Below are 12957 nucleotides of genomic sequence, written 5' to 3' on the forward strand. Positions count from 1 at the left end.
TTATTTTTGAACTTCGCAAAGAAAAAGTTAATAAAAATTTCAAAAACTCGGATTTTCGGGGTTTTCAAGTGTCAATATTTTTACAACGATTTAACTTGGAGGTGACCATCTTGCTTGCCACATGCTTTTCAGATAAAGGATTTAAAGTGATAAAGGGATTTGCTGCTAGCCATGAGCAGGGTTTAGGTATGCAGCTTATAGAACGAAGCGTAATACAGTTGAATAGCTTAATCGATGAAGTCGGTTACTTGCAGCTTAATCAGCTTACATTAGGTCGTGCCCAGAGCTATGACTTATTTCATCAAGTTGGCTGTGAGAGCGGTGCGCGTTTCGTTGTTCAAGTGATCTCAGAAAATGAGCTCTGGCAAAAGCGCCAGATACCAGCAATTGTCGATGATTTTGAGACTGAGGGAGTGAGCTGTTTATTCAAGCGTGATGTCTCGGGCATATTATTTGTTGCTAAGCGCAATAGTGAACCTATGATGTTGTTTATTGAAGCTGAAGAGCTCGCATTGCCACAAAGTTCACTCGAAGTACAAAGTAGAATGATGACGCTAAGAGATGGCGCAATAATGCTAAAAAGCCACTTTTTAGTAAAATAATTGACCCTTTTTTAGGTATTGTTGGTGATCGAAGAGTTGTAATTAATTTGAATTCAGTTTTAAATGGCCTTCCGCTAAAACTGCTACAATAAAAAAGTAGTAGAGTGAACTCAGGAAGGGTTGGACCTATGTTAAAAACTCAGGAGGTTGAGCAAGATACTTTGCTCACCGCTATCACCGCTGGAAGTATTGTTGATTTAGAAATTTGTTTACCGGCAAATAGCAAAAGAGTAAAAACAGAATACGTCGGTATGCTCCAAGGGGCATTTTTAATTCTTAACCATCCCAACCCTAAGCGATTAGGCGCGGCGCTGGACTTTGTGATGGAAGGGACTTCGGTTATCGTCCGAGCTTTGCTCGAGAATGGTGATGGCCAAGTCATTGCATTCAAATCGCAAATAAAAGCGGTCTCAGTCCATCCCGCGCGGCTTATTTTTCTTTATTTACCCGAAAAAGTACAAACCTACAAACTCCGCTCGCAAAACCGGGTGCCAACCTTAATCCCCGCAAAATTTCACTGCCATGGCAGTAAAGATGTTGGGGTAATAAAAGACATTTCACTTGCTGGTTTACAGCTAGACTTAACGTCGATTGATGCCGAGCATATGGAAGAGGGGCTGAAATGTGAGGTTTTCATTGAAGGAAAAGAAGGGAATCAGATCACGCTAGAGGGGGATATTCGACGCATAAAAAGTCATGAACAAATCGTCTCTTTAGGTATTCATTTAACTTCAGATGCGGACATAATCCGTAGCGTATTAAAAGATTACCTAATCGACTTGTCTATTTTTCAAGACCAACAAGATACCTAGGGCGCTTTAAACGAATAAAGCGCTTACTTGGAAGAGTTTTTCCACAACACCTATTTGCTTTTTGTCGATCAGGAACATGATCACATGGTCGCCAGAGAGAATAATGGTATCGTCATGAGCGATCAGTACATCTTCATCACGGACAATTGCGCCGATAGTTGCACCTGGTGGTAATTTAATATCTCGAATTGCACGACCGACAACCTTAGAAGTGTTTTCATCGCCATGTGCGACAGCTTCAATGGCCTCTGCAGCACCTTTACGCAATGAATAAACATTAACGATATCACCACGGCGAACATGGGTTAGTAGCGCTGAGATAGTCGCTTGCTGTGGTGAGATAGCAATATCAATGTCGCCACCTTGTACGAGGTCGACATAGGCACCACGTTGAATAAGCGCCATGGTCTTTTGTACGCCCATACGTTTTGCAAGCATCGCAGCCATAATGTTGGCTTCGTCGTCGTTCGTCACCGCGATGAACACGTCTACTTGTTCTATATGTTCTTCTGATAACAGTTCTTGGTCTGAGGCATCGCCACAAAAAACCACCGTATTATCGAGCATTTCAGACAATTGTGTGGCACGAGCTTGATTGCGTTCAATGAGCTTGACGCTATGGTTTTTGTCTAATGAACTGGCCAATCCCGCACCTATGTTACCGCCACCGGCAATCATAATTTTCTTGTAAGAGCGTTCGAGCTTTTGTAGCTCGTTCATGACCGCGCGAATATGCTTAGTTGCGGCGATAAAGAAGACTTCATCATCGGCTTCAATTACGGTGGTGCCGAGTGGCTTGATGGCTTTGCCTTGGCGATAAATAGCGGCAACGCGGGTGTCGACGTTTGGAATATGCTCTTTTAATGCAGAAAGTGCATAGCCAACGAGTAAGCCGCCGTAATAAGCTTTAACCGCCACGAGTGACAGCATGCCCTCTGCAAATTGCAACACCTGCAAAGCGCCTGGGTAATCTATTAGCCTGCGGATATATTGCGTTACTAGCTGCTCCGGTGCTATGTAATGATCGACCGGTAAGTCGTCATTGTGAAACAGCTTTTCTTTGTACTTTAAGTATTGCTCAGAGCGGATCCGAGCAATTTTGGTCGGCGTATTGAAAATACTATAGGCAACCTGACACGCAATCATATTAACTTCATCCGAGCTGGTTACTGCGATTATCATGTCGGCGTCTTCAGCACCTGCTTGACGTAAGATCTCAGGGTGAGCACTGTGGCCAGTGACCCCCTGTAGATCGTATTTGTCTTGCAGCTCTCTTAAGCGCTCGCCATCGATGTCGACAACGGTAATTTCATTTTCTTCACCGACGAGGTTTTCTGCCAGTGTCCCGCCGACTTGGCCGGCGCCTAAGATGATGATTTTCATATTGGTTACGGTCGATTTTCTATTATTGTTTTGTCAACTTTGCGTAGTAAAACCCATCACTCAATCCGGGTAATAGCTGCAAGCCAGGTTGTGTTTGTGTGTCTGCATCATGCAAAGGTACAAGCGTCGCATCAGGGGTCACAGAAAGAAAGCGTGCGATCTGTTGCTGGTTCTCTTGTGGTAGTACCGAGCAGGTAGCATAAACTAGTGTGCCACCGGGCTTAAGCAATGGCCAGATTTTATCAATAATTTGTGCCTGTAACGTCACCAAGTTATCAATATCAGAAGCACGTCTTAGCCATTTGATGTCAGGGTGTCGTCTAATAACGCCAGTTGCAGAGCAAGGTACATCCAATAAGATGCGATCATATTGCTCGCCGTCCCACCATGCTTCAGGGTCGCTTGCATCGCCCTCAAGGCATTTGGCCGATAATCCGATACGCTCAAGGTTTTGCTCCACACGTTGCAAGCGATCACCATCAGTATCAATTGCGGTCACTTTGGCGTCTGCTAACTCCAAAATATGGCAAGTCTTACCGCCTGGGGCGGAACAAGCATCAAGGATATTTTCACCCGCTTGTGGCGCTAATAATCTCGCGGCTTTTTGGGCGGCGGCATCTTGCACTGAGCAAGCGCCAGCGGCAAATTGTGGTAGCGCATAAACGTCTATTGGGCTATCAAGCAAGATCCCGTCTGGGTATTCGCTATGAAGCTGATAGGCTACCCCTTCTTGGTCTAGCATTGCTGCGTAGTCGGCAGTAGAGAATTGGGATTGGTTTACACGCAGCCACATTGGTGCTTGTTGTTGATTCGCTTCTAAAATAGCTTGCCATTGAGTTGGGTAAGCCGCTTTTAGTTGATTGATGAACCAGCCTGGGTGATTGTATAAACAAGCTGGGATCTCGGCAGCACTGGTTTCTAGTTCGACCTGATGACGTTGGAAGTTGCGTAAAATTGCATTAACCAACCCTTTCATACCTGGCGCTCTTAGTGGTGTAAGCGCGTTTACAGTCTCGGCTACCGCCGCATGAGCAGGAACGCGCATATGTTGCAGTTGGTAAATACCCACATACAGCAAGAACTGGAAAACACGGCGCTTACCTTTAAGCGGTTGCTCAAGTAATTGCTGGCAATAGTGTTCAAGCGAAGGCAAGTATCTTAATACGCCGTAGCAAATTTGCTGTAGCAAGGCTTTGTCTTTGCCGTCTAACTGGCTTGTGGCAAGTGGTAATTGAGCACTTAACGACGCGCCTTTATCGACGACTTGAAATAGGGTTTGGGCAGCGAGTGCGCGTACATTACTCACGCTTCACCAACCTTAGCACCAATTGCTACCCAGTCGGCTCGACCATTCAAAAAGTCTTGTGCAGACATGGGCTTTTTACCTTGTGGTTGCAAAGTGTGAATTTCCAATGCCTGTGTGCCACAGGCAATTACGATACCGTGCTTGTCTGCACGTAGCACATGTCCTGCATCACCTTGCTCGTCAACTACCTTCGCCTGCCAAATCTTGACGCTGTTACCCGCCATATTGGTAAAGCAAACCGGCCATGGATTAAATGCGCGGATGTTACGTTCAATTTGCGCAGCTTCCATCTGCCAGTCAATGTCGGCTTCTTCTTTGCTTAGTTTCTTAGCATAATTCGCTAGCGTATCGTCTTGCTTTTCTGGCGTGATCTCGCCCGCAGATAAGCGTGCTAGCGTATCAATAAGCGCGTCAGGGCCTAGTTCAGCAAGCTTGTTGTAGAGATCTGCACTGGTATCAGTAGCCGTAATAGGGCAGCGGGCGATGTGCAACATATCACCGGTATCTAGACCCTCATCCATTTGCATGATGGTTACGCCTGTTTCATTGTCGCCAGCCCAAATAGCACGCTGAATGGGGGCTGCGCCTCGCCATCGTGGTAAAATTGAGCCATGAACATTCAGGCAGCCAAGTCGAGGAGTATCTAAAATGGCTTTTGGTAATAATACTCCGTAGGCAACAACAATCATGACATCGGCATCAAGTGCAGCTAGTTCTGCCTGTGCTTCCGATGTTTTTAATGATTGCGGTTGTAGCACTGGCAGGTTGTGTTCTTGTGCTAACACTTTTACTTCACATGCTTTGAGCTTTTTCCCGCGCCCAGCTGGGCGGTCGGGTGGGCAGTACACTGCCACGATGTCATGTTGTGATTGTATAAGAGCGTCAAGGTGGCGCGCTGCAAAATCAGGCGTGCCTGCGAAAACGATACGCAAAGGATTACTCACGAAATACCCTAAAATCAGTTGGTTGGAGATTGGTTAAGCTTGCTTTGCAGCGAACTTAGCTTCTTTTTCAAGCTTCTTACGAATACGATCACGCTTTAGTGGCGATAGGTAATCGATAAATAGCTTACCAACTAAATGGTCTAATTCGTGTTGAATGCAAACGGCAAGCAAACCATCTGCGTCTAACTCATACATTTCACCATGTTCGTTTGTTGCCTTTACCGTTACGGTTTCAGCGCGATCTACTTTTGCGTATGAATATGGCACTGACAAGCAGCCTTCTTCACTCACAGTAGAACCATCGCGTTTGGTTATTTCTGGGTTGATTAATACGCGCGGTTCGTCGCGCTCTTCAGAAACGTCAATAACGACGATGCGCTGATGAATATCAACTTGCGTAGCCGCAAGGCCGATACCATTTTCATCATACATCGTTTCCAGCATGTCTTTAACTATTTGACGTACTTCGTCATTAACCTCTGCTACAGGCTGTGCAACAGTGCGTAAACGCTCATCTGGAAACTTTAAAACTTCTAATATAGCCATGATTACCCTAAATCAATTTATCGTGTAAGCTGTTGTAAGCTAGTGTATGGTCTTATTTTAGCCATTCAAGTTCCCCTTTAACAGGTTTTGGTGGATAATAACCAAAAATAACCACAAGGAAGCCATCATGAAATATCCGATTGCTGCATTAATACTCGCTAGCTGCTCAGTTTTCTCTGTGAAAGCGGACACTTTGGCTGTAAAAGCAGATGCGCCGCAGCGTTATGTGGTGAAAAAAGGCGATACCTTGTGGGATATTTCAAAAATGTACTTGCGTTCTCCGTGGAAGTGGAAGCAATTGTGGCAGTGGAACCCTAGTATTCAAAACCCAGATCTGATTTATCCGGGAGATAGTCTTAAGCTACTCTACGACGAAAATGGTAATCCTATGCTGGTGTTAGACAAAGGTGTGAAGAAGCTGTCACCGCATACGCGCATTGTTAACCAAAAAGCGGCTGCCATTCCTACCTTGCCACTACCCATCATGGAACCTTTTTTGCGTTTTGAGCAAGCACTTTCTGAGTCGGAGTTTTCTGATAGCCCAATTGTACTGGGAGCTAATCGCAATATTAAAAATGCGACTCCGGGTCATCTTTTGTACGTTAAAGCTGATTTAGTAAAAGGTGGACACTATGCCATCTATCGCCGCGGCGAAATCTACCGTGAGTTGGATAACCAACAGCAACTAGGTATGGAGGCGGTGCTGGTTGGTACCGGTCATGTGGTTGAGCAAGGTGATCTAGCAGCAGGGCGTCCGGCAAAGCTACAGTTAGAAGTTGCCAAACAAGAGGTTAGAGCCGGGGATATTGTACTGCCTATATCTACAGGACAAAGCTTTCCAGCACAGTTTTCTATGTCCCGCCCAGAGCAGCAAACTTCGGGCCGCATTATTGCTAGCGATAATAAACTTAGAGAGTTTAGTACCATGAGTGTTGTGGTACTTGATGTGGGAAGTAAAGCACAGCTAAAAGAGGGACATATTCTTGATATTGTAAGGCAATCGCCTACAGTTATAGAAAGCCAGCACGGTCCGCGCTATATTGAAGACGCATCACGACTCGACAAAATGATCACCGAAATGGGATCTTGGTTTGGTGAGGAAAATGACGACGATAGCGTGGTATGGCACATGCCAAAGGAAAAAGTCGGTGAGCTGATGGTCTTTAAAGTGTACCAAGACTTAAGCTACGCTATGGTTGTTGAAACGTCGGAGCCGATCCGCGTTGGTGATTATGTACAAGCATTCAAGGAAACCACCAAAAACTAGGTGGTAGAATTTCTCCTTGAGTGAATCAGTAAGCTCAAGGAGAGAGTATGAAACAAACTGAACAAGCTCAAGCTTTGGCATTAACCCTGTGCCAAGGACTGGGTATCAAAACGATCACCGCATTACTTAATCAAGTCCCCATTGCGCAATTATTCACATTAAGTCAGGTTGAGCTTTGCAAGCTTGGGCTACAAGAAAATGTAGCTGCCAGCTTAGCACGTACCGACTGGATTCGTATTGAGCGCATATTGACCTACTGTAAACATCAGCAAATTTATGTCGTATCTTTGTTTTCTCCTGAATACCCAAAGCAACTGAAAGAGATCTGTAACCCTCCCTTAGTGCTATTTTGCAAAGGGAATATTGCGTTATTAAAACAACCACAAATTGCGGTTGTCGGTAGTCGCAGTTCAACGAGAACTGGGCTTGGGCTTGCACATGAATTTGCACAGGGCTTAAGTCGCTCGGGGTTGGTGGTCACGTCGGGTATGGCAAGAGGGATTGATGGCGCAGCGCACCAAGGTGCACTGGATGTTCAAGGAGGAACTATTGCCGTGCTAGGGACAGGTGTTGATGTTGTTTACCCCAAACGCCACCAACGGCTTTATGAAGACATCGTGCAGCATGGCTTGGTGGTGAGTGAATTCTTACCAAATACTCCAGCAAATAGTAACCACTTTCCACGGCGTAATCGCATTATCTCGGGTTTGTCTTTGGGCGTCTTGTTGGTTGAAGCAGAAGTAAAAAGTGGTTCGCTAATTACCGCACGCTATGCACTGGAGCAAAACAAAGAAGTGTTTGCGATCCCGGGCTCAATTAAAAATCGATTAAGTAGCGGTTGTCATTACCTGATTAAGCAAGGGGCAAAACTCACCGAAAATATTGAGGATATTTTGGAAGAAGTGAGCTTTTTTTGTGAAAACAGTCTATATAGTATAGAAATAGGGGAGCAAAAAGAGGAGCAATGTCCCGTATTAGAAAACCTTGGCTTTGAGGTGACGTCAGTCGACACTTTAACGCAAAGGACCCAGTGGCCAGTAGAGCAGGTGATTGCCAGACTATTGGACCTAGAACTCGAAGATAAAGTAGAGCGTGTACTCGACGGCTACATAAAACTCGCGAGGGGTTAAGAAGATGTTTGATATTTTAATGTATTTATTTGAGAACTATATTCACAGTGAGGCAGAAATCTTTGTCGAACAAAATGAACTCACCGATGAACTCCTTCGCGCCGGCTTTAATCAAGGCGAAATATACAAAGCGCTTGATTGGCTTGAGCAACTTGCAGATTTACAACACAGTGACGAAAACCCCTATTTAAATGCTAAACCGGACCATGCAACACGGATCTACACCGACAGCGAATGCAATATGCTAGACGTTGAAAGCCGTGGTTTTTTAATGTTTGTGGAACAAGTCGGAGTGATTGACAGTACCACCAGAGAAATGGTGATGGATCGCTTATTCGCGTTGGATAAAACCTATATCAGCCTAGATGATTTAAAGTGGGTGATACTAATGGTGCTATTTAATGTGCCGGGTAAAGAACATGCTTATGCGCAGATGGAAGATCTGATTTTTACCGAGCCTGCATCTGTAGTTCATTAACTCTGCTCTAGCAAGATAAGTTTACTTCGGTAAGTTGAGGTCTTGACCTCAGCTTACCACCTTTCAAATAATGTTTCCTGCTTAGTTGAAAACGCTGATATCAAATACTTGCAAGGGGGAATTTCCATCATTTCCTTGACCCTAAAAACGAGGCGATTATATTAGGCGCATACTTGCACAAAGGGGCGGTGGTAAAGCGATGAGTAAAATAGATCATGCATTATTTAATGCAGACAAACATGCATTAGAAAAAGAGTATGAAGTATGCCCAGAATGTGGCTCTGAGCTGGTAATCAAAAACAGTAAAAATGGTCCATTTATTGGCTGCGCTAGCTACCCAACTTGTGATTATATTCGCCCACTCGCACATCATGATAGCCATGTAATTAAAGTGCTAGAAGATGTGGCTTGTCCTGAATGCGGCAAAGATCTAGTGATAAAAAATGGTCGCTATGGCATGTTTATTGGCTGTACGGGGTATCCTGATTGCCACTATATTGGTCATGAAGATGCGCCACCAACAGCGGTGTTACCTGCGTGTCCAAAATGTCAAAAAGGCAACCTAATTCAGCGTAAAAATAAGTTTGGTAAACACTTTTATAGCTGTGACACTTACCCAAGTTGTAAGTATACCTTGAACGCCAAGCCTGTAGAGCAGACTTGCCCTGAGTGTCATTGGCCCGTGCTGGTGGAGAAAACCCGAGCGGGTAAAGCTGTGCTACAATGCCCGCAGAAATCATGTCAAAAGATAGTGGAAATACCGTGAGTAATGACAATAAAGCGGATGCTGCGACAATAACAACGCCTGAGTCAGCACTTCAAGCTGGCGAAGTGATCTGTTATCCAACGGAAGCCATTTATGGTTTAGGTTGTGATCCTGATAACCAAGATGCGGTCACTAAGTTGCTAACAATCAAATCTCGACCCATAGAAAAAGGGTTAATCTTAATCGCCGACAATTATGGTCAATGTTTGCCTTATGTGGATGACAATAAAATCCCGATGGATAAGCGCGCTGATATTTTTTCGTCATGGCCAGACGCCATTACTTGGTTATTGCCAGCGAAAGCCAGTACGCCGCATTGGTTAACTGGGGGACACGACACTATCGCTATTCGTGTTACTAGCCATCCCATTGTAAAGCAATTGTGTCAACGCTTTGGTAAGCCGATCGTTTCTACCAGTGCCAATGTAACTGGTCAAACTCCAGTTGTTTCGTTGTCGGAAGCTCGTAGCCAGTTTGGCTCGCAAGTTGGCTATTATGTTGAAGGTGAGTTAGGTGGTAATACGACCCCAAGCGTCATTAAAAATGCAATGACTGGCCAAGTGATCCGAGGATAAAAAGTACCATGAGTAAAATAAACCTAGAGACCGTAAAAGCCTTTTTATTACAACTACAAGATAATATCTGCCAAGGCTTAGAGGCTGCCGATGGTAACGCTCAGTTTGTTGAAGATGCCTGGGAGCGTGCTGAAGGTGGTGGCGGTCGCACTCGCGTGATCCGTAATGGCGATGTTATTGAGCAAGGCGGGGTAAACTATTCACATGTTTTTGGCGCTTCTATGCCAGCCTCAGCGACGGCGCACCGTCCAGAGTTAGCAGGCAGAAGCTTCCATGCCTGTGGGGTATCTTTAGTGATCCACCCGAAGAATCCCAATATTCCAACTAGCCATGCCAATGTGCGTTTTTTTATTGCTGAGAAAGAAGGCGAAGAGCCGATTTGGTGGTTTGGTGGTGGTTTTGATTTAACGCCATTTTATCCAGTTCTTGAGGATGTGAAGCACTGGCACCAAGTTGCAAAGGATTTGTGCGCACCATTTGGTAACGCGGTATACGGTGACTACAAAAAGTGGTGTGATGAATATTTTTATTTAAAACATCGAGATGAGACTCGAGGTGTGGGTGGTCTATTCTTTGATGACCTAAATCAATGGGGCTTTGAAAAGAGCTTTGCGTTTATGCAAGCTGTTGGCAATGGCTTCCTTGATGCTTATCTGCCTATTATTGAAAAACGCAAAGATACACCGTATAGCGAACAAGAGCGTCAATTCCAGCTATATCGCCGAGGCCGTTACGTTGAATTTAATTTGGTATGGGATCGAGGCACATTGTTTGGTCTACAAACAGGTGGACGTACCGAGTCTATTTTAATGTCGATGCCACCATTGGCACGTTGGGAGTATGACTTCCAGCCAGAGCCTGGATCGAAAGAAGCTGAGTTGTATAATTATCTTACGCCAAAGAATTGGTTGGCGATGTAATAGAGTAAAAAAGGAGCCGAGGCTCCTTTTTTACTTTTAGCGGTTCACTTAATTTAATTTAAATCCGCGCACTTGCTCATCCAAATCGCGCGCAAGGGTGAGCAACTCTTCGCTGATCTGTTTAGAGCCATGGGCATCAACTAGCGAGCGCTCAGCATTATCACTAATCGCCACTACGCTACGATTGATTTCTTCAGCGGCCAAGTTTTGTTGCTCAGTGGCATCGGCAATTTGCAGGTTTAAGGCATTAATTTCGTGCATCTGTGTCGAGATGTCTTTAAGCGCTTGTGCCACTTTCTTGACCTGATGCGCGCGCTCATCTGCTTCTTCGCAAGAAGCACTCATTGCTGCCACGGTTTGCTGTGCCTCGGACTGTAGCTTATCGATAGTACGTTTGATTTCATCGGTTGAGTCATGTGTTCGTGTCGCAAGTGTTCTGACTTCGTCCGCAACAACCGCAAACCCTCTTCCTGCTTCCCCGGCGCGCGCGGCCTCTATTGCTGCATTGAGCGCTAAGAGATTGGTTTGCTCCGCGATACTACTGATCACTTCGAGTACTTTACCCACTTCAAGAGTTTGTGCTTGAAGCTGAGAAACTTGTTCTGCAGCTTGCCTTACATCTTGTGCTAATTGGTTGATACTTTGCTCAGTATGATTAGCAACAGCCATGCTTTCCTCTGCGAGGTGATTGCTGCTATCCGATTTTTCTGATGCAAAGTGGGTGGTATTTTTTACTTCACTTGAAGAGCTTTCAAGCTCATTAATCGCGGCTGCAACAGAGTCCGTCCCTTGTTTTTGCTCTTGAATGGCCAGCTCGGTAGTTTCCGCTGAAGCATATATAGATTCTGCTGAGTGAATAAGAATTTTCGAAGAGTTGGACAACTGCGCAATATTGTCTTTAAAGCTATCCATCATTTTATTGAAGTTAATCGCCAAGCGTCCAAGCTCGTCATCGACTTGGTCGTCTATTCGTAATGATAGGTCTTTATTCGTCGTTGCGAGGCGCATGGTTCGGCCTAGCGTTTTTAGTCGTACTATAAAGAGCTTCCTAAAAAGCACGCCTAAAATCACAAATGTGGTAATAAAGATAGCAGAGAGAAGCGCAGTGCTAAACCACGTATTAGTGTGTACCGTATTATCAATATCATCCAAAGAGTAGCTGATCCGCACAACGCCGAGCACATCGCCTTCCTTTGCCTGATGACAACCCAAGCAATTTGTTCCTTTATAGCTTTCTTTGGCCACCATCGGCTTTAAATAAGTCATGATGCGACTACCGTCGCGCTGTTCAATAACTAAGGTTTCTCTTCCGTTCAACGCATCAAACTCAGCCTCAGAGTTAGGTGCTTGATTTGCATTACCTGGACCGTAAAGCTTATTAACTTGCTCGGAGCGGATAATATGCGCATCCTCGATATTCGGATGATTGCGAATTTTATCACTCAGAATTTCACGGTTTGCCATGGTGCCAGTCAGCATCATAGTATTAATAGAATCAAAGTAATTATCTGCCAGTAGCTTAATATTACTTTCGACAGTTTCTTCAGCGAGAGTCTTTTGTTGACTGCTGCTACTAAGGATACTGGCAATCAAGACGAGCACGCCCGTCACTGCCAGTAACGCATAAATTTTATGTTGAATAGATTTCACACGCATCGCACCTGTACACAATTAGAACAGTGATTATGCATCTCTACTCAAGAACGGGATTTGACCTAGCGCAAAATAGCCGTGTAATTTTAATTAACTAATACTTTAGTTTTATTCTTGATTAATCATATGTGTCGCAAGCTGAGCGAGGGACTGCCTTAATCCTTCTCTTAATAATGGATTTCCTACCTCTAAGTCCAATGCTTTATTCATGCAGTGCATCCATTGATCCCGTAAATCTTGGTCGATAGGAAAGGGCATATGGCGCATTCTTAAACGTGGGTGACCATATTTCTCTGCAAATAAATCGGGCCCGCCTAACCAACCAGAAAGAAATTCAAAAAATACCTGTCTGATCCTATCTAATGGTTGTGGATGCATATCGTAAAGCGGCTTTGCATAGGGATCGGTTGCCATAATATCGTAAAAGTGGTTAGCAAGATCGCGGGTGCCTTGTTCTCCACCAATGATTTCATAAGGTGTTTTTTCTGGAGTGGGGGCACTATTTGTTTGTTCTACGGTTGCATCTTTATTAAAGATACGTTTAATTAACTGCTTCATAATGACTCTTTCAAGGC

14 protein-coding genes are annotated in these 12957 nt (G+C 44.7%); 8 read left to right on the forward strand and 6 right to left on the reverse strand.

The window, feature by feature from the left end:
* Positions 1-68: 68 nt before the first annotated feature.
* Together JJQ94_RS05350 and JJQ94_RS05355 are read left to right on the forward strand one after the other, a co-directional pair.
* Positions 69-602, forward strand: a complete 534-nt coding sequence (locus tag JJQ94_RS05350; protein ID WP_236596548.1) for a hypothetical protein — start codon at positions 69-71, stop codon at positions 600-602.
* A gap of 128 nt (positions 603-730) precedes the next feature.
* Positions 731-1414, forward strand: a complete 684-nt coding sequence (locus JJQ94_RS05355) for a flagellar brake domain-containing protein (RefSeq protein WP_099030058.1) — start codon at positions 731-733, stop codon at positions 1412-1414.
* 6 nt (positions 1415-1420) lie between these two features.
* On the opposite strand, the gene trkA is transcribed toward JJQ94_RS05355, so the two are convergent.
* Genes trkA through def form a run of 4 tightly spaced genes read right to left on the reverse strand, consistent with a single transcriptional unit; the run spans position 1421 to position 5593 of the window.
* Positions 1421-2797, reverse strand: a complete 1377-nt coding sequence (gene trkA, locus JJQ94_RS05360) for a Trk system potassium transporter TrkA (RefSeq protein WP_099030059.1) — start codon at positions 2795-2797, stop codon at positions 1421-1423.
* 22 nt (positions 2798-2819) lie between these two features.
* On the reverse strand, positions 2820-4103 hold the full coding sequence (gene rsmB / locus JJQ94_RS05365) for a 16S rRNA (cytosine(967)-C(5))-methyltransferase RsmB (RefSeq protein WP_099030060.1): 1284 nt from the start codon (positions 4101-4103) through the stop codon (positions 2820-2822).
* The gene (fmt, locus tag JJQ94_RS05370) at positions 4100-5047 is read right to left on the reverse strand and encodes a methionyl-tRNA formyltransferase (protein ID WP_099030061.1); all 948 of its coding nucleotides are present in this window, start codon (positions 5045-5047) and stop codon (positions 4100-4102) included. The genes rsmB and fmt overlap by 4 nt, the downstream gene beginning before the upstream one ends.
* A gap of 33 nt (positions 5048-5080) precedes the next feature.
* A complete protein-coding gene (gene def / locus JJQ94_RS05375; RefSeq protein WP_099030062.1) occupies positions 5081-5593 on the reverse strand; it encodes a peptide deformylase in 513 nt (170 codons plus the stop codon).
* A 127-nt stretch (positions 5594-5720) separates the two neighbouring features.
* On the opposite strand from def, the gene JJQ94_RS05380 reads away from it, so the two are divergent.
* The 6 genes from JJQ94_RS05380 to hemF all read left to right on the forward strand — a co-directional run bounded on the left by JJQ94_RS05380 (position 5721) and on the right by hemF (position 10729).
* Positions 5721-6860 carry a LysM peptidoglycan-binding domain-containing protein gene (locus tag JJQ94_RS05380; RefSeq protein WP_099030063.1) on the forward strand — a complete coding sequence of 380 codons (1140 nt, stop codon included), beginning with the start codon at positions 5721-5723 and terminating at the stop codon, positions 6858-6860.
* Positions 6861-6907: 47 nt separating this feature from the next.
* Positions 6908-7990: a DNA-processing protein DprA gene (gene dprA / locus JJQ94_RS05385; protein ID WP_099030064.1), complete on the forward strand. Its 1083-nt coding sequence runs from the start codon at positions 6908-6910 to the stop codon at positions 7988-7990.
* Positions 7991-7994: 4 nt separating this feature from the next.
* Entirely contained in the window at positions 7995-8468 is a 474-nt protein-coding gene (locus JJQ94_RS05390) for a DUF494 family protein (RefSeq protein WP_010376797.1), read from the forward strand.
* A gap of 199 nt (positions 8469-8667) precedes the next feature.
* Positions 8668-9234 (forward strand): DNA topoisomerase family protein, encoded by a 567-nt coding sequence (locus JJQ94_RS05395; protein ID WP_099030065.1) that lies wholly within the window; start codon positions 8668-8670, stop codon positions 9232-9234.
* A complete protein-coding gene (locus JJQ94_RS05400; protein ID WP_099030066.1) occupies positions 9231-9809 on the forward strand; it encodes an L-threonylcarbamoyladenylate synthase in 579 nt (192 codons plus the stop codon). The genes JJQ94_RS05395 and JJQ94_RS05400 overlap by 4 nt, the downstream gene beginning before the upstream one ends.
* An 8-nt stretch (positions 9810-9817) precedes the next feature.
* On the forward strand, positions 9818-10729 hold the full coding sequence (gene hemF / locus JJQ94_RS05405) for an oxygen-dependent coproporphyrinogen oxidase (protein ID WP_099030067.1): 912 nt from the start codon (positions 9818-9820) through the stop codon (positions 10727-10729).
* Between the two features lie 48 nt (positions 10730-10777).
* Here hemF and JJQ94_RS05410 read toward each other — a convergent pair whose 3' ends face one another.
* Both JJQ94_RS05410 and JJQ94_RS05415 read right to left on the reverse strand, forming a co-directional pair.
* Positions 10778-12385, reverse strand: a complete 1608-nt coding sequence (locus JJQ94_RS05410) for a methyl-accepting chemotaxis protein (RefSeq protein ID WP_099030068.1) — start codon at positions 12383-12385, stop codon at positions 10778-10780.
* A 105-nt stretch (positions 12386-12490) separates the two neighbouring features.
* Entirely contained in the window at positions 12491-12940 is a 450-nt protein-coding gene (locus JJQ94_RS05415; protein ID WP_099030069.1) for a group II truncated hemoglobin, read from the reverse strand.
* Positions 12941-12957 lie beyond the last annotated feature (17 nt).

The sequence above is a fragment of the Pseudoalteromonas sp. GCY genome (genome assembly GCF_016695175.1).
Lineage (GTDB): Bacteria > Pseudomonadota > Gammaproteobacteria > Enterobacterales > Alteromonadaceae > Pseudoalteromonas.